Here is a 22,635-nt window from a genome sequence, read left to right as displayed (position 1 = left end):
GGACATGCCCCGCCGTCCGCGACGCGACGAACGTCACCTTCCGCCGACACCTTCGAGAGCGAGTGAACGCCCAGTACCGAAGTACGACAGAATTGACGACGTGACTACTCCCCGCGAACCTTCCGGTCCCGACCGTGATCGGTGGGACGGCGAGGAGTACCCGCCGGTCGAGCGGCACCCCGGTTTCGACCGGTACCCGCCGCCCAACATGGCCACCGGCCGCAGGTCGCTGCCACCGCTGGACCCGGACCGACCGGACCCGCCGACCCGGCGCCACGATGTACCCGTCTCCCCGGATGCCGAGACCCGCAGGCACGCAGCACCCCGAGCAGATCCGCCGCCGTCGGCCCAGACGCCCCGGCGCGTCTTCCCCCATCGCCCGGAACCACCACGCCGCCCGGAGCACTCGGCCCCGCCGCCCACCGCACCGCTGCCCGAGCAACCGGACGCCGCAGCGGCCACCGAAGCCCCCACACCGCCCGGCGCGGCGCGCGTGCCACGCAAGCTCACGGTTACCCGCGTCGCCGCCATGCGCGGCCGCCAGTTGACCGAAAAAGGCATCGCCACTTTCCAGCGCGCGGCCAAGGCCGACGGCGCGGACAAGTCCGGCCTCACCGCGCTCACCTACGCGACGATGGCGAACTTCGCCCTCGACGCCGCGGTCGCCGTCTCGCTGGCCAACACGCTGTTCTTCGCCAGCGCCACCGCGGAGAGCAAGACGAAAGTCGCGCTGTACCTGCTGATCACGATCGCCCCCTTCGCGGTGATCGCCCCGCTGATCGGCCCCATGCTCGACCGGCTGCAGCACGGGCGCCGGGTGGCGCTGGCCACCTCGTTCGCGTTGCGCGCGGTGGTCGCGGTGGTGTTGATCCTCGAATTCGACAGCTGGGCACTGTATCCGCTCGCGCTGTGCATGCTGATCGGCAGTAAATCGTTCTCGGTGCTCAAGAGCGCGGTGACCCCACGCGTGCTGCCACCGGATATCGACTTGGTACGCACCAACTCTCGGCTCACCGTATTCGGTTTGGTCGGCGGCACCATCGGCGCGGGCGCGATCGCCGCACTCGCCGCGGCGATCGCCGACTCCAAGGGCGCGCTGATCTTCGCGATCGTGATCGCCTGCGCAGGCACCTATCTCAGCTTGCGGATCCCGTCCTGGGTCGAGGTCACCGAGGGTGAGGTGCCCGCGACACTGAGCTATCACGCGCCCACCGAGGTCCTCACCCCGGAGAAGGAGGCCACGACTCCGCCGCGCAAACGCAGGCAGCCACTGGGCCGTTCGGTGGTGACCGCGCTGTGGGGCAACAGCGCCATCCGGGTGCTGACCGGGTTCCTGACCTTCTACGTCGCGTTCGTCGCCAAGGCCACCGAGCACCGCCCGGCCCAGCAGGCCGCCATGCTCGGCGTGGTCGGCGCGGCGGCGGCGCTGGGCAACTTCACCGGCAATGCCACCGGCGCCCGGCTCAAGCTCGGCAAGCCGACGCTGATCGTGCTCGCCTGCACCGCCGCCTGTGCGCTGGTCGCGCTCTTCGCGACGTTCACCAACAATCTGCTGGGTGCGGCGATCGCCACCGTGGTCGCCTCGGGCACCAGCGCGCTGGCGAAGGTGTCGCTGGACGCCGCGATCCAGGACGATCTGCCGCCCGAGTCGATCGCCTCCGGTTTCGGCCGTTCGGAGACCGTGTTGCAGCTCAGCTGGGTGGTCGGCGGCTCGGCGGGCGTGCTGCTGCCGACCGACTACTGGAAGGGTTTCGCGGTGATCACCGCGGTCCTGGTGATCGGCCTCGTCCAGACCTTCGTCAGCTACCGCGGCCATTCGCTGCTGCCCGGCCTCGGCGGAAATCGTCCGCAACACGCGGAGCAGGAAGTACCCCCGACCCGGCCGATGCCACACACTGCGAACGCATACCGTAGGCCGGCGTCCAGTGGCGGCGAGACGACCCGTATCCAACCAGGAATAGGAGACCCCAGCCAGTGAGCGAGCGAATCTTCGACACAGCAGCTGTGCTCACGGCGCGGCCGTGGGTCAACGAGGTGGTGGCGTGAAGAACCCCCGCACCATCCTCGCGCTGGTCGTTGCCGCCCTACTCGTGTTCACGGTCGCCTTCGTCGGTGTCCTGGTCGTCCTGGTGCGCAACGCCGACGAGCACGACCCGGTGATCACCGCCTACGCCCACGGCAAAACCGTCGAGGTCGAGCCGTACGTCTACTGCTCGGTCAAAATGGAAGACTGCCGCTACGGCCGGACCGTCCAGCTCGACGTCCCCCCGGACTACCCCTTGCAGCTGTCGCTCCCGAAGCAGATCGCCGACGCCCCCTGGCTCGCCCAGCTCGTCTACGCCCTCCCCAACGGCGAGCGAATCGACCGGGTGATCAACCACACCAACTTCCCCGAGGGTGCCCTGGCCGTCACCATCGACTCCCACCCCGAACCCGACCTGCGCCTCGTCGGCCTGGAACTCCAGCTCCCGATCCTCGCCATGGACAAGGACACCGGCAAAGAGTTCTACCTCCCCCACGCAGCCTGGTCGATCAGCACCGCGTCGTAACACTCGCGCACAGCGCGAGTGTTACGACGGCACCAACAACTCAGTGGTCGAGTTCGCGCGCTACCGCGCGGACGACCTCTGAGATGCGTTGTGCGGTCTTACGATCGGGATAGCGGCCTTTGCGCAGGTCCGGCTGCACCGTCGCTTCGAGCAGGGTGATCATGTCTTCGACCATCCCGTGCAGTTCGTCCGGTGTGTGCCTGCGGGCGACGGGCTCCTTGCGGGCGCGCTCGCGTTCCTGGCGTTCTTGGCCCTGGCGGACCGACGGCGGCGCCTCGAGCAGTTTGAGGCTCAGCGCCTGCGGTCCGCGGCGGCCCGCGGCCATCCCGAATTCGACGCGCTGCCCCGGCTTGAGTCCTTCGACTCCGTCGGGCAGCGCGGACGAGCGGACATAGACGTCCTCACCCTCGTCTTGGGAAAGGAAGCCGAAGCCCTTTTCGACGTCGTACCACTTCACCCTGCCGGTCGGCACTGCGCTCACCCGTTCATCATCGAAAACTCGGACCCCACCGGCCCGAGCACATCTGTCCACGGAACCTGCTGCGGCACAACGCCACGAACAGGTCCTTCTTCTGTTTGCGAAAAGAACGCGCCCAGCAGTGATGCGGGACGCGCGTGCCTAAGAGTCTACCCCGGTGCCCATAACGCAAGCACATCAGTTTTACGGTCATGCGGTGACGAACCCTCCCGCTCCGCCACCGTCCAGCGACGCCGATCCCGCATCGAGCGGGGGCGGTGGGCGCAGGCCGGGTGATTGGTTGCTGCAAGTCGCGCTGGGGCTGTTCGCGCTGGGATTGCTGGCGATCATCGCCATCTTTCTGATCCCGGTGCTGTCGGACGGCACACCGGGGCTGTGGCTCTATTTCGCCGCGATGCTCGCCCCGCTCGGGTTTCTCGTCGCGATCGTGTTCACGCTGCGTTCGGGTCGGCGCTCGCGCTGATCGACCCGACTGTCGAGCGGTCGCGGCGACTCCGACCTGGGCGCCGTGCCGATCTGACAGAACGGCCACCAGCGGGCTGCGAACGGGTTACCCGGGTCTGTCGTTACCAAATCCCGACTGTGATCCTAGTCACATAACAGAGAGGTCACGGACCGGTGACGGCCCGGCACTGGTCTGAGCGCACCGCTTCTAGCTGCAAAGAAGGGTCTACGTCGGGGCCGAGACCGCACCGAGACCCGCTCGTACACGCCGGTTATCAAATGGTGATTTTTCTCGGCGATCGTCGTACCGTTCTTAGCGAGCCGGGACAACCGGCAACCACCGGCCCGCCGCACCGAACCTCGCCCCGCGGGACCCGGAAACCCGACGGAAACGTAGGGGCGAGGGCGGGCATGACGACCTCTCAGTCCAGCCCGACCGATGACCTCGCAGGTGCGTCGAGAGGAAGACGAACCCGATATGAGTGGACGCCATCGCAAGCCAAGCTCCACCGGGCGCACGGTTGCCAAGGTTGCCGTGACCGGCGCGATCATGGGCACCGCAGGTGTGGCCCTGGCAGGCAACGCCAGCGCGGCACCCGACTCCGACTGGGATCGCCTCGCACAGTGTGAGGCCGGCGGTAACTGGGGCATCAACACCGGCAACGGCTACCAGGGCGGGCTGCAGTTCTCGCCGAGCACCTGGAAGGCCCACGGCGGCGGCGAGTATGCCGCCACCGCCAACCAGGCCACCCGCGAACAGCAGATCGCCGTCGCCGAGAAGGTACTCGCCTCCCAGGGTTGGGGCGCCTGGCCGAGCTGCTCCTCCAACCTCGGTCTGAGCAGCGCACCCACCCCGCGTTCGGCTCCCGCCACCAACGAAACCCCCCGCTGGAACCCCGCGCCCGCGCCGCAGGCCCAAGCCCCGCAGGCCGCGCCGGACAGCACCCAGCAGGTCTTCTCGGCCGTCGACCGCGCTCTCGAGGTCGTGCAGAGCCAGGGCGTTCAGGTGCCCAAGGAAGCCTTCGACTTCTTCAACGCCGCCAAGGCGAGCAACACCAAGCTCGATCCCGCCATCGTGAACTTCTACGAGGCGAACAAGGGACTTCTCCCCTCCTGATCGACCACGAATAAGGCCCCGCATCCGAGGATGCGGGGCCTTATTCGTATCTACGGACTTTCCGTCCGGAAATCAGCGGTTGATCACCGTGTTCGGGTGCATGTAAGGCAGCTGATCCGCCGGGACCGGAAACTCGGTGTCCTCACCGTACGGCGAGAGCCCACCGGAACGGGTCGACGAGAGTTCGGTGACCGCGTGGTCACCTTCGGCGACCTTCGGCCAGCCGTTGTCGACATAAGGTTTCTTCGATTTGTTCACCACAAGCCTCATGCTAATGCCGCCGCCGCAAGTCTTCAGGCCGGACCCTGGTGTGGCGCTCGGCACGTCGACGACCAGCGGTAGGGACGCACTGGAGTCAGCCGAAATCCAATGAGTTACCCGCGTGCTACCGAAATCGGACGTGACGTGGGTATCCGATGTGCGCCCCGGCAGGCCACGGCCCGAGACCGTAGGCTGGATCGGATGACCGCGACCTCCCTTGCTGGGTGGCTCGGTGCGCGTACTGATGCTCAATTGGTAACGCTGCTCGAGCTCCGGCCCGATCTGGCTGTGCCGCTGCCCTCGTCGATGGCCGTGCTGGCCGCGCGGGCCGAGCAGCGCGCCTCGGTGCTGCGCGCCACCGATGACCTGGACACTCTCGATTTCGCGATCCTGGAAACCCTTGCCGTACACGGGGTGACGCGGACCGACAGCAATGGCGCTCCGCTGACGCGCGCCGAGTTGCACGTGCAGCTGAGCGATCGCGTGCCCGCCGCCGCGATCGACGCGGCCATCGAGCGATTGACCGCCCGCGCCCTGGTCTGGACCAGCGAGGACGAGCTGCATCTGATCACCGCGGCCGTCGAGGCGCTGCCCTGGCCGATCGGCAGCACCACCGAGATCCCCGATTCGCTGACCGAACCCGAAGTGCGCGAGGCGCTGCCGGAGCTCACCTCGGCGGCGCGGGCATTGCTGGACAAGCTGGCCAGCACCGGCCCGCGCGGGCGTACCAGGGACGCCGCGCCGGGCACGCCGGCCGACCGCCCGGTCCAGCAGCTACTGGCCCGCAGGCTGTTGAACCGGATCGATGACGAGACGGTGGAGTTGCCCGTCACGGTCGGGCAGGTGCTGCGCGACGAGCCGGTCACGCACCCGCACGCGCTGACGCCACCGGCCCCGAAACCGAAGAAACAGGCCGCCGCCGACGTGAACGCCGTCGCGGCAGGCGAAGTGGGCGAACTGCTGCGGCACTGCACCGCCGTCCTCGACATCCTCGGCCAAGCACCCGCCCCCGCGCTGCGCGCGGGCGGACTGGGCGTGCGGGAGCTACGTCGCATTGCCAAGCAAGCCGGCATCGACGAGCCGCGGGCGGGTTTGCTGGTCGAACTGCTGGCCGCCGCGCGACTGATCGAAAAGGGTTTGCCGGACCCGCCGCCGGAGGTCGATTCGGCCGACGATTTCTGGGCGCCGACACCCGCGGTCGACGCCTGGCTGGAGGCCCCGCTGGCCCGCCGCTGGGTCGCGCTGGCCATGGCCTGGCTCGAATTGGACCGGATGCCATGGATGATCGGCATGCGCGACGCCAACGACAAGCCCCTCGCGGCCCTCTCGCTGGAGCTGCGCAACCCGCACGCGCCGCGTGACCGGCACGCCATGCTCGGCCTGCTCGCCGAGTATCCGTCCGGCAGCGCCCTCACCCCCGCCGATATCGGCCGCGTGCTCGCCTGGCGGCAACCGCGCTGGCGCAGGCATTTTCGGCGGGAGTCGGTGGAGCAGACGCTCGCCGAGGCCGCCGCGCTCGGCTTCGTCGGCCGCGGCGCGCTCGGCTCGCCGGCCCGCGCGCTGCTGCACGGCGCGCCGACCAGCGCCGCCGATGCCGAGGCGGCGATGGAGGCGGCGCTGCCCGCGCCGGTCGATCATGTGCTGGTTCAGGCGGACCTGACGGTGATCGCGCCCGGCCCGCTCACCGCCGAACTACAGCATCGGGTCGAGCTGGTCGCCGACGTCGAATCCGCCGGGGCGGCAACGGTTTACCGCATCAGCGAAACGTCGGTCCGGCGCGCGCTCGATGCCGGGCTCACCGCGGCCGAACTGCATGCGCTGTTCACGAAGCATTCGCGGACCCCGATTCCGCAGGCGCTGACCTACCTGATCGACGACGTCGCCCGGCGGCACGGGCAGCTGCGCGCGGGCATGGCTCAGTCGTTCCTGCGCAGCGACGACCCGGCACTGCTGGCCCAGGTGCTGGCCGCGCCGGTGGCCGGGGCGCTGGCGCTGCGGGCCATCGCACCGACGGTGGCGATCGCCCAGGCGCCGCTCGGCGAGGTGCTCGAGCAGCTGCGCGCGGCCGGTTTCGCGCCGGCGGGCGAGGATTCCTCGGGCATCATCGTGGATCTGCGCCAGCGGGGCGCCCGGATCTCGGCGCGGCCCAATGCCAGGCCACCGTGGCGGCCGACGCCGCCGAGCACCGAACAGCTGGAACTGCTCGTCACCGAGCTGCGCGCGGCCGACCGCGCCACCAGCGCCCGCTCCGGACAGTCGGTGCGGATGGACGGCACCCGCACCAATACCGCGGCAACCCTGGCGCTGCTGCAATTGGCGGCGCGGGTGCGGCGGTCGGTGAACATCGGCTACGTCGACGCCTCCGGCGTGGCGACGCAGCGCGTGGTGGAACCGCTCAAGGTCGGCAACGGCCAGCTCGACGCGCTCGACCCGGTGACCGGCGCGGTCCGGCACTTCACGCTGCACCGGATCGCGTCGGTCGCCCTGCTCGAGTGATCAGGCCTTGGGCTTGGCCAGGCAGAAGGTGATCTTCGGGGTCTCCGAGATCAGGCGGAAGCTGTCCGCGTCGGCCCCGCACAGCAGCTCGTCGGCTTCGCCGTCGATCCGCTTCACCACCTTGAAGCTCGCCTCGGGGGTCGTGCAGTCCACGTGCTTGTAACCGGTGGCCGGGCTCTCGTTGTAGCAGCTGCCCTGCTTGAAGTTGGGCGCCAGGCACAGGAACGCGGTGGTGCCGCCCGCGAGGGTCTCCTCATACGAGGTGTAGTCCGTCGGGCACTCGGTCTTCTTGTCGAAGGTCTGCGCGATCTTGTAGACCGCCTTCTCCGACGAGCAGTCGACCGGCTCGGTCTTGGCGTCGGTCGACGAACTCTTGGTGACATTGATGCAGTCACCGACGTTGGCCTTGGCCGTGTCGGACTTGCTGGCATCCTTGGCCGCCGAACAACCGACCACCGTGACGACCACCGCCGCCACCGCTACGAGGGCAAGCACCACGCGTGCCAGCAGCCTCGCTCCTGGAAACTTCACCTGAAAACCTCTCTCACCGAACACATTCACGCCGCTCGCGAACGCGGTGAGGATACCCGGACGCCGAGTACGGCCGCATCAGCTCCTGGGGTGATATCGGCGGACGGGATGCGACGGGCCTAAAACATGTAGGACATGCCGAGCAACGCGTACCCGAGGATCCTCGGGAGCAGACTGCCGAGCACTTGCAATCCAAAGAAGTTCACTAGCAACGCCTTTCGCGTATCACCCATAACGTGGACGTTCGTCCAATACGTGGGTTCTTTCGCTTCGACGGACCGAGTCGTTACGCTTGGCCAGTATGACGCTGGACGACGTTGCCCGCGACTTGTACGGACTCGCTCCGAGTGAGTTCGTCGCTGCCCGCACGGCCCAGGTCAAACAGGCCAAGGAGGCCGGCGACAAGGAGCTCGCGACCGCCATCGGCAAACTACGCAAACCCACGGTCACCGCATGGACGGTGAACCTGCTGGCCCGCGAGGCGCCCACGGACGTGGAGGCACTGCTACAGCTGGGCGCGGCACTGCGCTCGGCGCAGCGGAAACTCTCCGGCGACGAGCTGCGCAGCCTCACCGGGCAGCGGCAGCAGGCGGTCAACGCGCTGGCGAAGAAGGCGGGAGCACTGGCCGAGCAACACGGGCACCCGGTGAACGAGGGCGTGCTGCGCGAGATCGGCCAGACCTTGACCGCGGCGCTGGCCGACCCGGACGTCGCCGAACAGGTGCACTCGGGAACATTGGCCACCGCGGCGACCTACGAGGGATTCGGCCCCGCCGGTCCCGGCTTGGTCGCGGTCGACGACGAAGCACCCGCGCCCGCCGCCGAGGAACCGGCCGAGGACAATCCCCGCCAGGAACTGGACGACGCGCTGGAGGCCCTCGAATCCGCCCAGGCGGCAAGGGATTCAGCGCACGAGGAGGTCGAGCAGGCAGCCGATCGACTGGGTGACATCGACGCCCGGATCACCGAGTTGAAGGAAGAGCTCGCCCGGGCGGAGCAGGAGCGGCAGTTCTGCCGCACGACCGAACGCACGGCCCAGGACCAGTTACGTTCGGCACAGCGACAGCTCGATCGAGTGGAGCGGTGGGTCGAGCGGGCGCGCGAGCGCGTCGACGGCGAGTAGCGAAATCCACTGGCCTACCGAGGATTCACGTTAAGGCCGGCTCAGCCGCGCAGGCCGCCCGGGAAGAGGTACTCCTCCGGTGGCGGCGCCGTCTGGTTCAGCCAGGCGTCGAAGAACCCGGTCAGGTCCGTAGGCGACTTCGACTGGACGAACGTGCGGAACTCCGGCATGGACGTGTTCCCGTATACGTGGCGCGCGTTGAACTCTCGCACCGCCGCGAAGAACACGTCGTCACCGAGCTGGTTGCGCAACGCGTGCAGGAACAGCGGACCGCGGTAGTAGACGGAGGTGAATTCCGTTCCGGCACCGGGGTTTCCCAGCGGTATCTGCCAGAACTCACTGTTGCCCAGGAACTTCTGAATGGTCTCGCGGTACTGCTGGTCGACGTTCTTGCCTTCCTTGTGCTCCGGCCACAGGTAGTCGGCGGTGTAACTGGCGAAGCATTCGTTCAGGCAGATATCGGACCACTGGCGCACCGATACCGAATCGCCCCACCACTGGTGCGCGACCTCGTGCACCACGGTCGGCAGGTCCGTCCACGGCGCGTAGATCGGGCGGGTCTGGGTCTCCAGCGAGAACATGATGTCGGCGTCGACGTAGATGCCGCCCGACGAGTCGAACGGGTAAGGGCCGTAGAGGCTTTCGATGAAGTCGAGGATCTCCGGCAGGCGCTGCTCGGTCTCCCGGTTGTGTTCGGCCCCCGGGGCGAAGGCGCTGATCAGCGGGGTGCCGTTGGCGCGCTGCTGATCCAGGAAACTGAACTTGTCGATCGCCACGGTGGTCAGGTAGCCGAGCACCGGCTGGCGCGCCTCCCAGCTGACGGTCCGCCGCTCGCCCTGCACCACGTCCTGGGTGCGCAGGCCATTGGAGACGACCTCCCATTCCGCGGGAACGGTCGCGTGCAGCGCGAAAGTGGCCTTGTCCAGCGGGGTGTCGTTGAGCGGGTACCAGGTGGCGGCCGAATGCGGCTCGCCCGCCGCGAAGGCGCCGCCGCTCGGCGCGAACGTCCAGCCCTCGCCCTCGGTGTTCACGGCGGGACCGGCGTAGTCCACGGTCACGGTGAAGGGCAGGCCGGGCAGCAGCGGCAGCATGGGCGTGACGGTGAGTTCGTGCGCGCCGTTGCGGTGGAACGCGGCGGGCAGGTTGTTCACCGACACCACCCGCACGTCCGGCCCGGCGAAGTCGAGGTTGAACGCGCGCAGCGCCTGGGTCGACACGGCGTCGATGCGGGTCGACCCGATGAGCTGGTGGCTCGGCGGGTCGTAGTCGATGGTGACGTCGTAGTGGCGGACGTCGTAGCCGCCGTTACCGTCCTCGGGGTAGTACGGGTCGCCGAGCCCGGACGACCCGGTGATCGGATCGGGCGGCGGTTCGGCGGCAGCGGGGACCGCGGCGGTGACCAGTGCGCCCACGACGGCGGCGCTTATCCAGCCGGACAACCTCATTCGACAACCACCCCTTTTCCGCCCCCCACTTTCGGTACGGCCGTACCGACCCCGATGGATGGTAGCCGGTTCAGTCCGTGCTGCCGCTGAGCGCCACCGACGCGCCGAGGCCGACGATCATCATCCCGCCTGCGCCGCCGACCGCTTCGAGCCTGCGCGGCGAGCGGGCGAACCAGGTCCGGGCCGACGCCGCGAGCAGGGCCCAGGCACTGTCGGAGACCACGGCCACCGCCAGGAAAACCGAGCCGAGGATCAGGAATTGCAGCGGCAGCGAGCCGGCGGCGGGCTCGGCGAAATGCGGCAGGATCGCCGCGAAGAAGACGATCGCCTTGGGGTTGGTCAACCCGACGATGATGCTCTGCCGCAGCACCTTCGCGTCCGGCACCGACTCGATCGTGGTGCCCAGCGCGGCACGCAGCGACTTGCGCTCACGAAACGCCTGGACGCCCAGGTACATCAGGTACAGCGCGCCCGCGAATTTGATTACGGTGAGCGCCAGCGACGATGCCATGAGCAAGGTGCCCAGCCCCACCGCGACCAGCAGCAGCACGAAGAAGACACCGATGCAGTGCCCGGCCACCGAGAGCAGCGCGGCGCGCCTGCCGAGCGTGAGTGCTCGCCCGATGGTGAACAGCACCCCGGGTCCGGGGACGATGATGAGAATGGTCGCCGCCGCGAGAAACGCCAGCAGGTTGGACATCGGAACCATTTACGGAGTCTAAGCGGGCGCGCAACCCGAAAAAGGGGAGATCGCCGGCGGGCTCAGGAGCCGAGATCGCCCGGCAACTGATCCGGATCGAGCAGCAGCCGCTTGGCAGGCGCGCGCCGCACCTTGTCGGTGAGCGCGAGATTGTCGGTGAGCAAACGCCATTCGATGTCACTGATCGCGGCGCGAGCGCGTTCGATGACCTCCGGGTCGGTGGTGCCCCAGGCGATCGGCATGGCGCTGACCGACTGCCAGCGCTCACCCACCTGCCGCGGCGCCCGGTCGGTGCGCACCGCGACCGCGGGCACCCGCTCCCCCGCCTCCGCCGCATGGCCGGGCAGCGCGCGGACCCGGCGGATCACCAGCGCGTAGCGAGACGCGGCGGCGCCCGGCTTGGCCACGTCGACCAGGGCGAGCAGCACCACGCTCGACGGGTAGGTCTCCGAGACCACCGCGGGCACGAGCTCACCGTCGGTGTACAGCTTGTCGATGCTGGCGTGCCGCGCGGTCCAGAAGGCCACCCACAGCGCCACCACCGCGCCGAGCACGAAGGCAACGGCCAGCAGATAGGCCCACGGGTGGTCCAGCCAGATCAGATACGCGGCGCACGCCGTCGCGACGACCGCGGCGGCCAGCGCCATGATCCGCAGGCGCCGCTGGTCGGCGAAGACTTCGTTGACCGCATGGGCATGCTTGCGGTCCACCGGAAATTCGAAGCGTCGCACGTCCCTATTCCTAGCACAGTTTGCGGAGGAAAAGCCTCCGCTTATCCGATGGCCGGACCGAGCAGGTCGTCGGCGTCCATGATGCGGTAGGCATACCCCTGTTCGGCCAGAAAACGCTGTCGGTGCGCGGCATATTCGGCATCGAGGGTGTCCCGGGCCACCACCGAGTAGAAATGGGCTTGGCCGCCATCGTGTTTCGGCCGCAGCAGCCTGCCGAGGCGCTGGGCCTCCTCCTGCCGGGAGCCGAAGGTGCCCGAAACCTGCACCGCGACCGACGCTTCCGGCAGATCGATGGAGAAGTTGGCCACCTTGCTCACCACCAGCACCGGGATCTCGCCCTGCCGGAACGCCTCGAAGAGCTCTTCGCGCTCTTTGGTTTTCGTCGAGCCCTGGATCACCGGCGCGTTGAGCGCCGCGCCGAGCTCGTCCAGCTGATCGAGGTAGGCGCCGATCACCAGGGTCGGCGCGTCCGTGTGCTTGGCCAGGATGGACTGCACCACGGGGATTTTCGTGCGCGCGGTGGAGCACAGCTTGTAGCGCTCCTCCGGCTCGGCGGTCGCGTAGGACATCCGCTCGGCGTCGGTGAGCGTCACCCGCACCTCGATGCACTCGGCGGGCGCGATCCAGCCCTGTGCCTCGATGTCCTTCCACGGCGCGTCGTAGCGCTTCGGGCCGATCAGCGAGAACACGTCGCCCTCGCGGCCGTCCTCGCGGACCAGCGTCGCGGTCAGACCGAGGCGGCGGCGCGACTGCAGGTCGGCGGTCATCCGGAAGACCGGCGCGGGCAGCAGATGCACCTCGTCGTAGATGACCAGGCCCCAGTCGCGGCTGTCGAACAGCTCGAGATGCTTGTACTCGCCCTTGGTGCGGCGGGTGATCACCTGGTAGGTCGCGATGGTGACCGGGCGGATCTCCTTGCGCTCGCCGGAGTATTCGCCGATCTCCTCCTCGGTCAGCGAGGTACGCGCCAGCAGCTCGCGGCGCCACTGCCTGCCCGCGACGGTGTTGGTGACCAGGATGAGCGTGGTCGCCTTCGCCTTGGCCATCGCCGCGGCGCCGACCATCGTCTTGCCCGCGCCACACGGCAGCACCACCACACCGGACCCGCCCGCCCAGAACGAGTCGGCGGCCATTTCCTGGTAGTCGCGCAGGTGCCACTTGTCGTCGGAGTAGTCCAGTTCGATCGGGTGCGCCTCGCCGTCGACGTACCCGGCCAGGTCCTCGGCGGGCCAGCCGATCTTCAGCAGCATCTGCTTGATCCGGCCGCGCTCGGAGCCGTGCACGATCACCGTGTCGTCGTCGAGGCGGGCTCCGAACATCGGCGCCAGCTTCTTGTGCCGCAGCACCTCCTCCAGCACCGCCCGGTCCAGGCTGACCAGCACCAGCCCGTGCGCCGGATGCTTGACCAGCTGCAATCGCCCGTAGCGCGCCATCGTGTCCACGATGTCCACGAGCAACGGCTGCGGCACCGCGTACCGGGAGAAACTGACCAGCGCGTCCACCACCTGCTCGGCGTCGTGCCCCGCCGCCCTGGCGTTCCACAGCGCCAACGGGGTCACCCGGTAGGTGTGCACATGCTCGGGCGCCCGCTCCAACTCGGCGAACGGCGCGATGGCCTGCCGCGCCGCGTCGGCCAACTCGTGATCGACCTCCAACAGCAGCGTCTTGTCGCTCTGCACAATCAGCGGACCGTCCGTCACAGCCCCTCCTCGCATCGATTCGCCGACCATTCTCCCTGAGACCTCCGACAGCCCGGCACAGCCGGTCCCCTGACCACGACAATCGCGGCGTCGGGACGGGGCGGCTCAGTGCGGTCGAGGGGCCTGTTCGAGGGTGCGGTGGAACTCCGCGGGCCAGTCGAGGGCGGGGCCCGGCGGGTCGGTGGGCAGGCGGGCGGCCAGCCAGTGGTCGCGGCGGCGGCCACGCTGCAGGCTGCCCTGGCGAGATAGGCCCTCGTAGTGGAAGCCGGCCCGCCGGGCGACCGCGGCGGAGGCGTAGTTGCCGACGAAGGCGCGCCAGCTGATGCGCTGCAAGGCCAGGCCTGCGGGGCGGAAGCCGTAGTCGCAGACCAGGTTCACGGCCTGGGTCATCAGGCCGCGCGACCGGGCGCCCGGGGCCAGCCAGTAGCCGATCTCGGCGGACGACTCGTCGCGTTCGCCGAGGCCGATCATGCCGACGACGGGTCCGCTCTCGTACAGGCGCAGCGCCCAGGTGGGGCTGTGGCCCGCCCAGCCGGGGCGGACGATGTCATCGATGAAGGTCTGGGCATTGTCGCGGGTATAGGGCACCGGGATGGTCACCCACTCGCCGATGGACGGGTCCTGACAGCACTCGGTGATGACGTCGATGTCCGCCTCGGTGGGGGTGGAGAGCCAGACGGTTCCGTTCGACAGCGCTTGTGCGTCCATCGAGTCATGTTGTCACGAATCGCCCGGTGGGATCATCGGGTTTACCGCGTGTTCGGTCGGCGGCGCCGCGGTAAATCGCACCGCTGGGAGCTCGTAGAATCCCCCTGATGGTTGCCGCTCTGCTTGCTGGACTGTTCGAATCACATCGAGCGCATCTGCTCTCGGTCGCGTATCGGCTGACGGGCAGCGTCGGCGACGCCGAAGACGCGGTGCAGGAAAGCTGGCTGCGCCTGGCCGGCGCCCGGCAATCCGAGATCGACGACCCGCGCGCCTGGCTCACAACGGTGGTGAGCCGCATCTGCCTGGACCGGCTGCGCAGCGCCGCGGTGCGCCGGGAAAGCTATGTGGGGCAATGGTTGCCGGAGCCGGTGGTGACCGGTCGCACGCCGTCGAGCACGCCGGACCCGTTGGAGACGGTGGTGCGCAAGCAGGAATACCGCCTCGCGGCCATGGTGGTGCTGGACAGCCTGACCCCGCCGCAGCGGGTGGCTTTCGTGCTGCACGACGGGCTTTCGGTGCCGTTCGACGAAATCGCCGAGATCCTCGAGGTATCCCCCGACGCGGCGAGGCAGCTCGCGGTGCGGGCGCGCAAGGCCGTGGCGCAGACACCGCCGCCGGTGCCCGATGCCGAGCACGAGGTCGCGGTGCAGCGGTTCCTGACGGCGCTGCGGTCCGGTGATGTCGGCGCGGTAACCGCTGCGCTGCACCCGGATTCGGTGGCGATCGGCGACGCCGACGGGACCACGTCGACCGCGGTGAACATCCTGCGCGGCGCGGATCGGATCGCGCGGTTCTACCTGGGGCTGGTGCGCAAGTACGGACTGGACGGCACCGACGTGGAGCCGGCGTACGACTACGAATTCGCTTCGGTCAATGGACAACTGGGATTGGTGGTCGCCGCGGGGAACGGGCATCCCGCTCGGGTCATGGGCTTCACGGTGTGCGACGGACTGGTTTGGGGCACTTACGATCTCGCGAACCCAGCCAAGCTCACCGGCATTCGACTGGGTTGAGCCCACCGGGCCGCAGCGCCTGGCCCGGCGGCACGCCATCACGGTGTCGGCCGGGTCGGGAGCAGTCTCCGAACCAGCACCAGAGCCGCCCAGGCCGGCAACCGGCGGCGATCCATGGCCTGAGATCGGCCGCGCGACCAGCTCGGGACCGACCTGCCGTAGCAGACCGGGTACGGATCCGTCGACCCCCGATGTGGCCGGATTCACACCACGAATGCTGAGCTAGTCTCCGAACATGCCTTCGCAACCCGCCACCGTTGCTCGACTGCGCCCGTTCGCCGCCACCATCTTCGCCGAGATGACAGAGCTCGCCGTCCGGTACGACGCGGTCAACCTGGGCCAGGGTTTTCCCGACACCGACGGGCCCGCCGGCATGCTCGAGGTCGCCAGGCAGGCCATTGCCGACGGTCTCAACCAGTACCCGCCGGGGCGCGGGATGCCGGTGCTGCGGCGGGCGATCGCCGACGACCGGGCCCGCCGCTACGGCACCCATTACGATCCCGACACCCAGGTGCTGGTGACCGTCGGGGCGACCGAGGCGATCAGCGCCGCCGTGCTGGGCCTGGTGGAACCCGGATCGGAGGTGGTGTTGATCGAGCCGTACTACGACTCCTACGCCGCCGCAGTCGCTTTGGCGGGCGCGCGACGACGCACCGCGCGGCTGGTCGCCGACGGCGATCGGTTCGTGCTCGACCTGGACAGCCTGCGCGCCGCGATTACCCCGGCGACCAGGATGCTGATCGTCAACTCCCCGCACAACCCGACCGGCACCGTGCTCGGCCGCGCCGATTTGCAAGCGATCGCCGAAATCGCCTGCGAGCACGACATCCTGGTGCTCACCGACGAGGTCTACGAACATCTCGTCTATGACGGCGTCGAGCACATCAGCCTGGCCACCTTGCCCGGCATGGCCGAGCGCACCATCGTGGTATCCAGTGCGGCAAAGACTTTCAACGTCACCGGCTGGAAGACCGGGTGGGCGTGTGGCCCGGCGGGGCTGATCGACGGTGTGCTCGCCGCCAAGCAGTTCATGACCTTCGTCGCGGGCGGGCCGTTCCAGCCCGCGGTCGCGCACGCGCTGAACCATGAGCTCGAGTGGGTCGCCGGACTGCGGGACACCCTGTCCGACCGGCGACTTCGCCTTTCCGCGGCGCTCGCCGACACCGGGTTCGGGGTGAAGTCCAGTGCGGGTGGTTATTTCGTGTGCGGCGACATCACGGCCCTCGGTGCGTCCGACGGTCTCGCCTTCTGCCGCGAGCTGCCCAAGCGGCTCGGCGTCGCCGCCGTCCCGGTCAGCGTCTTCGCCGACGATGCCGCGGCCTGGAGCCAGCTGGTGCGCTTCACCTTCTGCAAACGCGACGAGACGCTCGATGAGGGCGTGCGCCGCCTCCGTGCGGCCGGCTGAACCGCGCGCGGAGATCCGCCAGGAAAACCTGCCATACCCTGTCAAGGTTCGCTGACAGGGTATGGCGCATGGCAACTCAATACTTCACCGCGACCAGTCTCGACGGCTACATCGCCGACGAGCACAACTCGCTCGACTGGCTGTTCGAGATCGACGACGCCGACGGCTCCGCAGACCACAACATCACCGAGTTTTTCGGCCATGTCGGTGCGATGTGCATGGGCGCGACCACCTACGAGTGGATCGTGGCCAACGACCCGCCGGAGAACTGGGCGAAGACCTACGGCGACATCCCGTGCTGGGTCTTCACCCATCGCACACTGCCTGCCATCCCGGGCGCCAACCTGCGTTTCGTGTCCGGCACGGTCGAGTCGGTGCACAAGGAAATGGCGGAAGCCGCAGGCGAGCAGAATATCTGGGTCCTCGGCGGTGGCGACCTGGCCGGTCAGTTCGCCGACGCCGGGCTGCTCGACGAGATCATCGCGGGCATCGCACCGGTGACCTTGGGCGCGGGTGCGCCACTGCTGCCGCGTCGAATCCTGTCCGCGCGAATGAAACTCGTCGAGGTTACGCACATCGGGCAGTGGGCGGAACTGCGCTACCGCTTGGCGGGCTAACCGTGGTGCGGCACCCGTCCTGCATTCCGATCAGGACGGGTGCGGCAGCGTCGGATCGGCCGGTGGTCGGGTGCGCGGATACCGACGGGCTTGCGGCGCATGCCAGCCGAAGCGCAGCGCGAGCAAACGGAAGGCGATGGCGCCGAGCGCGGCCAGCGCCCCGGTCCACGCCTGATAGACGCCGAAGTGCAGCAGTGTCGCGGTGGTGGCGGCGCCGATCAGGGCGGGCACCGCGTAGATCTGGTCCGGCCGAAGCACATTCGGCGTCTGCCCGCCGAGCAGATCCCGGATCACGCCGCCGCCGATCGCGGTGACTAGGCCGAGCAGCGCCGCCGAGGGCGCACCGAGGCCGCGTGAGTAGGCGATGACCGTCCCGGTCACGCAGAACAAGCCGAGCCCGAAGGCGTCGGCGACCTCCAGCGGACCGCGGGTGAGCCGCCGCGACGGATGCCAGAAGAAGATCACCGCCGCGGCCAGTATCGCCGTGTACAGATAGCTGAGGTCGACGAACGCGGCTGGCGGTGTGCGGCCGATCAGCAGATCCCGGATGATGCCGCCGCCGAGCGCGGTCGCGCACGCGAGCACCAGGATGCCGAAGATGTCGAAATCGCGCCGGACGGCCAGCAGCGCACCCGAACTCGCGAACGCGAACACCCCGAACAACTCGCCGATGTGCTGCACCGCGTCGACCGACAGCCCGAAGTGAGCGGCCGACACCCCCGCACCGAAATCCACCATGCCGCTCACCGTGTCATATCCCGCCACACATACCGCACCGACAGGCGCGGATAAGACGGGTCGCGGCTCAGGCCGGAACGGGACGGGCGCGATCGGTGGCGACGAGGACCGCGATGGTGCCGAGCATGGTGCCCATGACGTACCGCTGGGTGCGGAGCCAGAGCGGTCGGCCGGTGAGGAAGGTCGAGATGCCGCCCGCGCCGAGCACGATCAGCGCGTTCACGGTCAACGCCACCGCGATCTGCACCAGTCCGAGGCACAGGCTCTGCAACCAGACCTGTCCCTGATCGGGCGACACGAACTGCGGGATCAGCGCCATGTACATGATCGCGATCTTCGGATTCAGCAGGTTCGTGACGAACCCCATCGTGAACAACCGCCGCGCCGGATCCGGAGCCAACGCCGAAGGCGCGAATACCGAAGTCCCGCCCGGCCGCAACGCCTGCCAGGCCAACCACAGCAGATAAGCCGCACCGGCCAGTTTCACCGCGAGATACAACCCGGGCACCACCGCGAACACGGCAGTGATCCCCACCGCGGCCGCGACCAGATACACCCCGAACCCCGCCGCGACACCGCCCAGCGACACCAACCCGGCGCGCCGCCCCTGCGACACCGTCCGAGAAACCAGATACATCATGTTCGGCCCCGGCGTCAGCACCAACCCCAACGCCACCACCGCTACCCCGAACACCGCCGCCATTTCGATCACACAGTCGATCGTCGCCCACCTGTGCCGACGCGTCTCGGTCCACTTCGAGGTTGCTGGCCCGGTGATCGACGGTGCGCTCCGGCTGTCAGCTTCCCGCCGGGGTGCCCGAGCGGGAAGCTGAAAACACCCGCGGCGGTCAGAGGTTACGGCGCTGCTGGATCGCGTCCGCGAGCCGGTCGAGCTGGCGGGCGGTGGTGTCCCAATCGAGGCAGGCGTCGGTGATCGACTGGCCGTAGGTGAGCTCGTCGGCGTGGCCGAGGGTCAGGTCCTGCCGACCTGCGACGAGGAAGCTCTCCAGCATCACGCCGACCACGCCGGGTTCGCCGGCGGCCAGTCGGGCCGCGATATCGGTGACCACGTCGACCTGCTTGTTGTGGTCCTTGTTGCTGTTGCCGTGGCTGGCGTCGACCACCAGTCGCTGCGGCAGCCCGGCCTTCTCCAGCAACATGCACGCCTCGGCGACGGACGCCGCGTCGTAGTTCGTGCCGGAGGTGCCGCCGCGCAGGATGACGTGGCAGTCGGGGTTGCCGGTGGTGCGGATGAGCGCGGCACGCCCGTCCAGGTCGGTGCCGGGGAACACGTGGCTGGCCGCGGCGGCGCGGACACCGTCGACCGCCACCTGCACATCGCCGTCGGTGCCGTTCTTGATGCCGACCGGCATGGACAGCGCGCTGCTCAGCTGGCGGTGCACCTGGCTGGCCGCGGTGCGGGCGCCGATCGCGCCGTAGGAGACCAGGTCCGCGATGTACTGCGGGGTGATCGGATCGAGGAACTCACAGGCCACCGGCAGGCCGAGCGCACTGATGTCGGCGAGCAGCTTGCGGCCGAAGCCGAGACCGGTGTTGACGTCGAAGGAGCCGTCCAGGTGCGGATCGTTGATCAGCCCCTTCCAGCCCAGGGTGGTGCGCGGCTTCTCGAAGTACACCCGCATCACCACATGCAGCCGGTCGTCCAGCTGGGCGGCCTTGGCGGCCAGGCGGCGCGCGTAGTCGAGGGCGGCGGCCGGGTCGTGCACCGAGCACGGTCCGACGATCACCATCAGGCGGTCGTCCACACCGTTGAGCACATCCACGGTGGCCGCGCGGCCGCGGCGGACCGTGTTCGCGAGTCCGTCGGTGATCGGGTGCACACTGCGTACCTCGGCGGGCGAGCGCAGCGGGCTCACGCTCAGGGTGCGTTGGTCGTCGAGATCAGAATGCCGCGCATCGATGTCGGCAGCGGTAGTCATGGTCGTGGGTTCCTTTTCTTCGGCCGACCCCACGGACGTGAAACCCCGTCGAGCCGGTCCATAATCCGGCTCGGGGTGGAATGTTGTCAGCGCAGCTGGTAGCCGCAGACCTGCCCACCCAGGGCCGGCTTGCTAAACCAGAAATACGCGCGCTGCACGTCAGGGACTGTACCAGGCAGGTACCGAGGGGAGCGGGGACCGTGCCGTATCGCACAGTGCGCGCCGGTCGCGCATATCGCGGTGCGCACCGAACGCCGGCCTGACGTTCGGTGCGCGGCGGCAGCGGAGCGCGGGACAAGCTCAGCCCCACTGACCGGGCACGTAGTCGCCGGCCGGGGTGCGGGCGATGACGTTCATCCGATTCCAGGCGTTGATCATAGCGATGGCGGCGATCAATGCGGCGATCTGGTCGTCGTCGTAGTGCTTGCGCACCTCCTGCCACACCGCGTCGCTGACCGCGCGGCCGTCGCCGATCCGGGTGGCTTCCTCGGTGAGCGCGAGCGCGGCCCGCTCGGCCTCGGTGAAAACGGTCGACTCGTGCCAGGCGGCAATTAGATTGAGCCGCAACGAGGTTTCACCGGCGTGCGCGGCGTCCTTGGTGTGCATGTCGGTGCAGTAGCCACAGCCGTTGATCTGGCTGGCGCGGATCTTCACCAGCTCGTAGGTGGCGGCGGGCAGGGTGGAGTCGTTGATGACCTTGGACGCCATGGTGAGTCGCTTGGTGAAGCTGGCGGCGACGGGGTTGGCGTAGAGGTTGATGCGGGGTTCCATGGGGTGCCTTCCTTCGTTGTTCTGCGTCTGCACAGAGAGGACGACGCGGGTCGGCGGAGTGTGACTCGGCGGCGCACGTGACTTGGGCCACTCCCGATTTCGATCGATCGTCGCAGCTCAGAGCGCGGCGTGTCCACGAGCGACCTCCCCAGACCCGAGTAATGTTCCATAGCTATGGATACGCTCATCTTCGGCGGCCTACTCGCGGTCCTGGTGATCCTGTGCGGGCAGCGCTCCCGGCGGATGGTGCTCGGCGCCTGGTGGGTGCTGCTGGTCGCCACGCTGCTGCTGATGGCGCATCACATCACCGGCGGACTCGGCCTCGGGTTGAACTACTGATGGCCACCGAGACCGTGCCCGCCCGGGCCACGGAAACCGTTGCAGGACAGCTCCAATACTGGCTGGCCGTGATCTTCGTGGTGGGCTGGACCGGTGTGATCTGCGGCGGGCTTGGCGTGCAGTTCGGCAGCTGGGACTATCCGTGCCCGCTGTGCATGGTGCAGCGCATGTTCATGGCGTTGGCCGCGCTTGGCGCCGCGGTCATCGTCCGCAAGGGCATGACCGGGGCAATTGCCGCCCGCGACTACGCGATGGGCTGGGGTCTGGCCATAGTCGGCTGTGTCGCAGGCGGATTCCCGTCCTGGCGGCAGACCATGCTGCACATCTTGCCCGGCGACCCCGGCTACGGTGCGCCGGTGCTGGGTCTGCACCTCTACGTCTGGGCCCTGATCCTTTTCGTCGCCGCGATCGCGACCGTCGGTGCGCTGCTGTCGTTTTCACACGGCACCGCGGCGCGGACCATCCCGGCGACCCCGCACCGTCTGATCGGACTGATCGCGCTGTGGTTCCTCGGCGTCGTGCTGGCGATCAACCTTGTTGTGGTCTTTGCTCTGGAAGGGTTCCACTGGTTCCTGCCCGACGATCCGAGTCGCTACCAGCTGTTCTACGACCTGCACATTCTCAGCTGACGCGGCGGGCGTTCACTTCGCGAAGTCGTAGGCGACGCCGGTCAGCTTCTCCGACAGTTCCCACAGTCCGCGGGCGACATCGGTGTCCCGCGACGCCTTCGACGAACCGGAGACACCGGGGTAGCCACGCAGACCGCGCAGGCCGGTCGGACCGTAGTAGCCGCCCGGTTCGACCTCCGCCGAGGCGGCGTACAGCGTTGGCAGCGCGCCCATTTCGGCACTCTGCGCGAGCACCAGGTTGCCGAGCCACATCACCGCGTCCAGGATCGACTCGGTGTGCGACTGCAACTCGGTCGAGGCGTACCCGGGATGGGCGGCGACGGAGATCTTCGACGAACCCGCCGCGGTCAGCTTGCGTTGCAGCTCATAGGCGAACATCAGGTTGGCCAGCTTCGCCTGCCCGTACGCGGCCCAGCGCTGGTATTTGCGGCGCTCCCAGTTGAGGTCGTCCAGATCGATCTTGCCGATGGTGTGCGCGCCGCTGGCGACGGTGACGATCCGCTCCGAGATCTTGTCCAACAGCAGCCCGGTCAACGCGAAGTGCCCGAGATGGTTGGTGCCGACCTGCATCTCGAAGCCGTCGGCGGTCCGCAGCTGGGGCAGCGCCATCACGCCGGCGTTGTTGATCAGCACATCGGCCGGCTCCGCCGCCGCGGCGAACTCCCGCACCGACGCCAGATCCGCGAGGTCCAGCTTGCGCACCACCGCGCGGTCGCCGAACGGCGCGGCCACCTGCTCCCCCTTGGCCACGTTCCGGCAGGCGAGCACCACCTGTGCACCGGCCCCGGCCAGCGCGCGCACCGTGGCCGCCCCCAGCCCGCTGTTCGCGCCGGTCACGATGAACCTGCGACCGGTCTGATCGGGCATCGACGAGGTATCCCACCTGCTCATACCGGCGAG

At 68.6% G+C, this 22,635-nt stretch carries 24 protein-coding genes; 11 read left to right on the top strand and 13 right to left on the bottom strand.

What is annotated here, in order from left to right; translation table 11 throughout:
- Positions 1 to 100: 100 nt before the first annotated feature.
- Together DMB37_RS24465 and DMB37_RS24460 are read left to right on the top strand one after the other, a co-directional pair.
- Entirely contained in the window at positions 101 to 1,978 is a 1,878-nt protein-coding gene (locus tag DMB37_RS24465; RefSeq protein ID WP_206055012.1) for an MFS transporter, read from the top strand.
- A gap of 64 nt (positions 1,979 to 2,042) precedes the next feature.
- Positions 2,043 to 2,549, top strand: a complete 507-nt coding sequence (locus DMB37_RS24460) for a DUF2771 domain-containing protein (protein WP_135234682.1) — start codon at positions 2,043 to 2,045, stop codon at positions 2,547 to 2,549.
- A gap of 40 nt (positions 2,550 to 2,589) precedes the next feature.
- Here DMB37_RS24460 and DMB37_RS24455 read toward each other — a convergent pair whose 3' ends face one another.
- Entirely contained in the window at positions 2,590 to 3,021 is a 432-nt protein-coding gene (locus DMB37_RS24455) for a cold-shock protein (RefSeq protein WP_186818879.1), read from the bottom strand.
- Between the two features lie 202 nt (positions 3,022 to 3,223).
- Here DMB37_RS24455 and DMB37_RS24450 point away from each other — a divergent pair, with 202 nt between their 5' ends.
- On the top strand, positions 3,224 to 3,490 hold the full coding sequence (locus DMB37_RS24450) for a hypothetical protein (protein ID WP_240771640.1): 267 nt from the start codon (positions 3,224 to 3,226) through the stop codon (positions 3,488 to 3,490).
- A 459-nt stretch (positions 3,491 to 3,949) separates the two neighbouring features.
- Positions 3,950 to 4,588, top strand: a complete 639-nt coding sequence (locus DMB37_RS24445) for a resuscitation-promoting factor Rpf1 domain-containing protein (RefSeq protein ID WP_135234681.1) — start codon at positions 3,950 to 3,952, stop codon at positions 4,586 to 4,588.
- A gap of 72 nt (positions 4,589 to 4,660) precedes the next feature.
- On the opposite strand, the gene DMB37_RS24440 is transcribed toward DMB37_RS24445, so the two are convergent.
- Complete coding sequence (locus DMB37_RS24440; protein WP_040731009.1) at positions 4,661 to 4,849, bottom strand: hypothetical protein; 189 nt, start codon at positions 4,847 to 4,849, stop codon at positions 4,661 to 4,663.
- Between the two features lie 201 nt (positions 4,850 to 5,050).
- On the opposite strand from DMB37_RS24440, the gene DMB37_RS24435 reads away from it, so the two are divergent.
- Positions 5,051 to 7,345 (top strand): helicase-associated domain-containing protein, encoded by a 2,295-nt coding sequence (locus DMB37_RS24435; RefSeq protein ID WP_135234680.1) that lies wholly within the window; start codon positions 5,051 to 5,053, stop codon positions 7,343 to 7,345.
- Here DMB37_RS24435 and DMB37_RS24430 read toward each other — a convergent pair whose 3' ends face one another.
- Positions 7,346 to 7,876, bottom strand: coding sequence for a hypothetical protein (locus tag DMB37_RS24430; RefSeq protein ID WP_167768924.1), 531 nt, complete (start codon positions 7,874 to 7,876; stop codon positions 7,346 to 7,348). It abuts the gene before it with no gap.
- 301 nt (positions 7,877 to 8,177) lie between these two features.
- Between DMB37_RS24430 and DMB37_RS24425 the strand changes: the two genes are divergently transcribed.
- A complete protein-coding gene (locus tag DMB37_RS24425) occupies positions 8,178 to 8,999 on the top strand; it encodes a hypothetical protein (protein WP_135234679.1) in 822 nt (273 codons plus the stop codon).
- Positions 9,000 to 9,040: 41 nt separating this feature from the next.
- Here the strand turns inward: DMB37_RS24425 and DMB37_RS24420 are convergent, their stop codons facing one another.
- From DMB37_RS24420 to DMB37_RS24400, 5 genes are all read right to left on the bottom strand, one after another.
- Complete coding sequence (locus DMB37_RS24420; protein ID WP_135234678.1) at positions 9,041 to 10,444, bottom strand: M1 family metallopeptidase; 1,404 nt, start codon at positions 10,442 to 10,444, stop codon at positions 9,041 to 9,043.
- 70 nt (positions 10,445 to 10,514) lie between these two features.
- Positions 10,515 to 11,153 carry a LysE family translocator gene (locus DMB37_RS24415; protein ID WP_107654033.1) on the bottom strand — a complete coding sequence of 213 codons (639 nt, stop codon included), beginning with the start codon at positions 11,151 to 11,153 and terminating at the stop codon, positions 10,515 to 10,517.
- Between the two features lie 53 nt (positions 11,154 to 11,206).
- Positions 11,207 to 11,875, bottom strand: a complete 669-nt coding sequence (locus DMB37_RS24410; protein WP_135234677.1) for a DUF3239 domain-containing protein — start codon at positions 11,873 to 11,875, stop codon at positions 11,207 to 11,209.
- 41 nt (positions 11,876 to 11,916) lie between these two features.
- Positions 11,917 to 13,575 carry a DNA repair helicase XPB gene (locus DMB37_RS24405; protein ID WP_107654031.1) on the bottom strand — a complete coding sequence of 553 codons (1,659 nt, stop codon included), beginning with the start codon at positions 13,573 to 13,575 and terminating at the stop codon, positions 11,917 to 11,919.
- 105 nt (positions 13,576 to 13,680) lie between these two features.
- Entirely contained in the window at positions 13,681 to 14,283 is a 603-nt protein-coding gene (locus tag DMB37_RS24400) for a GNAT family N-acetyltransferase (RefSeq protein ID WP_135234676.1), read from the bottom strand.
- Positions 14,284 to 14,390: 107 nt separating this feature from the next.
- Between DMB37_RS24400 and DMB37_RS24395 the strand changes: the two genes are divergently transcribed.
- From DMB37_RS24395 to DMB37_RS24385, 3 genes are all read left to right on the top strand, one after another.
- On the top strand, positions 14,391 to 15,296 hold the full coding sequence (locus DMB37_RS24395) for a sigma-70 family RNA polymerase sigma factor (protein ID WP_135234675.1): 906 nt from the start codon (positions 14,391 to 14,393) through the stop codon (positions 15,294 to 15,296).
- 235 nt (positions 15,297 to 15,531) lie between these two features.
- A complete protein-coding gene (locus DMB37_RS24390) occupies positions 15,532 to 16,701 on the top strand; it encodes a pyridoxal phosphate-dependent aminotransferase (protein WP_135234674.1) in 1,170 nt (389 codons plus the stop codon).
- A gap of 68 nt (positions 16,702 to 16,769) precedes the next feature.
- The gene (locus tag DMB37_RS24385; RefSeq protein WP_135234673.1) at positions 16,770 to 17,318 is read left to right on the top strand and encodes a dihydrofolate reductase family protein; all 549 of its coding nucleotides are present in this window, start codon (positions 16,770 to 16,772) and stop codon (positions 17,316 to 17,318) included.
- A 30-nt stretch (positions 17,319 to 17,348) separates the two neighbouring features.
- Here the strand turns inward: DMB37_RS24385 and DMB37_RS24380 are convergent, their stop codons facing one another.
- From DMB37_RS24380 to DMB37_RS24365, 4 genes are all read right to left on the bottom strand, one after another.
- Positions 17,349 to 18,056 carry a trimeric intracellular cation channel family protein gene (locus DMB37_RS24380; RefSeq protein WP_135234672.1) on the bottom strand — a complete coding sequence of 236 codons (708 nt, stop codon included), beginning with the start codon at positions 18,054 to 18,056 and terminating at the stop codon, positions 17,349 to 17,351.
- Positions 18,057 to 18,123: 67 nt separating this feature from the next.
- Complete coding sequence (locus DMB37_RS24375; protein ID WP_135234671.1) at positions 18,124 to 18,768, bottom strand: LysE family translocator; 645 nt, start codon at positions 18,766 to 18,768, stop codon at positions 18,124 to 18,126.
- Between the two features lie 136 nt (positions 18,769 to 18,904).
- The gene (locus DMB37_RS24370; RefSeq protein WP_135234670.1) at positions 18,905 to 19,996 is read right to left on the bottom strand and encodes a 3-deoxy-7-phosphoheptulonate synthase; all 1,092 of its coding nucleotides are present in this window, start codon (positions 19,994 to 19,996) and stop codon (positions 18,905 to 18,907) included.
- A 300-nt stretch (positions 19,997 to 20,296) separates the two neighbouring features.
- A complete protein-coding gene (locus tag DMB37_RS24365) occupies positions 20,297 to 20,767 on the bottom strand; it encodes a carboxymuconolactone decarboxylase family protein (protein WP_135234669.1) in 471 nt (156 codons plus the stop codon).
- A gap of 174 nt (positions 20,768 to 20,941) precedes the next feature.
- On the opposite strand from DMB37_RS24365, the gene DMB37_RS40655 reads away from it, so the two are divergent.
- Complete coding sequence (locus DMB37_RS40655) at positions 20,942 to 21,106, top strand: DUF5993 family protein (RefSeq protein WP_167768923.1); 165 nt, start codon at positions 20,942 to 20,944, stop codon at positions 21,104 to 21,106.
- Positions 21,106 to 21,735, top strand: a complete 630-nt coding sequence (locus tag DMB37_RS24360; RefSeq protein ID WP_135234668.1) for a disulfide bond formation protein B — start codon at positions 21,106 to 21,108, stop codon at positions 21,733 to 21,735. The genes DMB37_RS40655 and DMB37_RS24360 overlap by 1 nt, the downstream gene beginning before the upstream one ends.
- Positions 21,736 to 21,747: 12 nt before the next feature.
- Here the strand turns inward: DMB37_RS24360 and DMB37_RS24355 are convergent, their stop codons facing one another.
- Positions 21,748 to 22,626: an oxidoreductase gene (locus tag DMB37_RS24355; protein WP_135234667.1), complete on the bottom strand. Its 879-nt coding sequence runs from the start codon at positions 22,624 to 22,626 to the stop codon at positions 21,748 to 21,750.
- Positions 22,627 to 22,635 lie beyond the last annotated feature (9 nt).

It is taken from the genome of Nocardia sp. CS682 (assembly GCF_004634405.1).
GTDB classification, from domain to species: Bacteria; Actinomycetota; Actinomycetes; order Mycobacteriales; family Mycobacteriaceae; genus Nocardia; species Nocardia ninae.
Note: the sequence above shows the minus strand (reverse complement) of the source record. Positions and strands in the feature narration are given on the sequence as shown.

Excerpts from the sequence above, each read along its gene's own strand:
- DMB37_RS24435 (WP_135234680.1), top strand. The coding sequence starts at position 5,051 with ATGACCGCGACCTCCCTTGCTGGGTGGCTCGGTGCGCGTACTGATGCT.
- DMB37_RS40655 (WP_167768923.1), top strand. The coding sequence starts at position 20,942 with ATGGATACGCTCATCTTCGGCGGCCTACTCGCGGTCCTGGTGATCCTG.
- DMB37_RS24385 (WP_135234673.1), top strand. The coding sequence starts at position 16,770 with ATGGCAACTCAATACTTCACCGCGACCAGTCTCGACGGCTACATCGCC.
- DMB37_RS24400 (WP_135234676.1), bottom strand. The coding sequence starts at position 14,283 with ATGGACGCACAAGCGCTGTCGAACGGAACCGTCTGGCTCTCCACCCCC.
- DMB37_RS24425 (WP_135234679.1), top strand. The coding sequence starts at position 8,178 with ATGACGCTGGACGACGTTGCCCGCGACTTGTACGGACTCGCTCCGAGT.
- DMB37_RS24415 (WP_107654033.1), bottom strand. The coding sequence starts at position 11,153 with ATGGTTCCGATGTCCAACCTGCTGGCGTTTCTCGCGGCGGCGACCATT.
- DMB37_RS24380 (WP_135234672.1), bottom strand. The coding sequence starts at position 18,056 with ATGGTGGATTTCGGTGCGGGGGTGTCGGCCGCTCACTTCGGGCTGTCG.
- DMB37_RS24395 (WP_135234675.1), top strand. The coding sequence starts at position 14,391 with ATGGTTGCCGCTCTGCTTGCTGGACTGTTCGAATCACATCGAGCGCAT.
- DMB37_RS24360 (WP_135234668.1), top strand. The coding sequence starts at position 21,106 with ATGGCCACCGAGACCGTGCCCGCCCGGGCCACGGAAACCGTTGCAGGA.
- DMB37_RS24365 (WP_135234669.1), bottom strand. The coding sequence starts at position 20,767 with ATGGAACCCCGCATCAACCTCTACGCCAACCCCGTCGCCGCCAGCTTC.
- DMB37_RS24355 (WP_135234667.1), bottom strand. The coding sequence starts at position 22,626 with ATGAGCAGGTGGGATACCTCGTCGATGCCCGATCAGACCGGTCGCAGG.
- DMB37_RS24370 (WP_135234670.1), bottom strand. The coding sequence starts at position 19,996 with ATGACTACCGCTGCCGACATCGATGCGCGGCATTCTGATCTCGACGAC.
- DMB37_RS24445 (WP_135234681.1), top strand. The coding sequence starts at position 3,950 with ATGAGTGGACGCCATCGCAAGCCAAGCTCCACCGGGCGCACGGTTGCC.
- DMB37_RS24390 (WP_135234674.1), top strand. The coding sequence starts at position 15,532 with ATGCCTTCGCAACCCGCCACCGTTGCTCGACTGCGCCCGTTCGCCGCC.
- DMB37_RS24420 (WP_135234678.1), bottom strand. The coding sequence starts at position 10,444 with ATGAGGTTGTCCGGCTGGATAAGCGCCGCCGTCGTGGGCGCACTGGTC.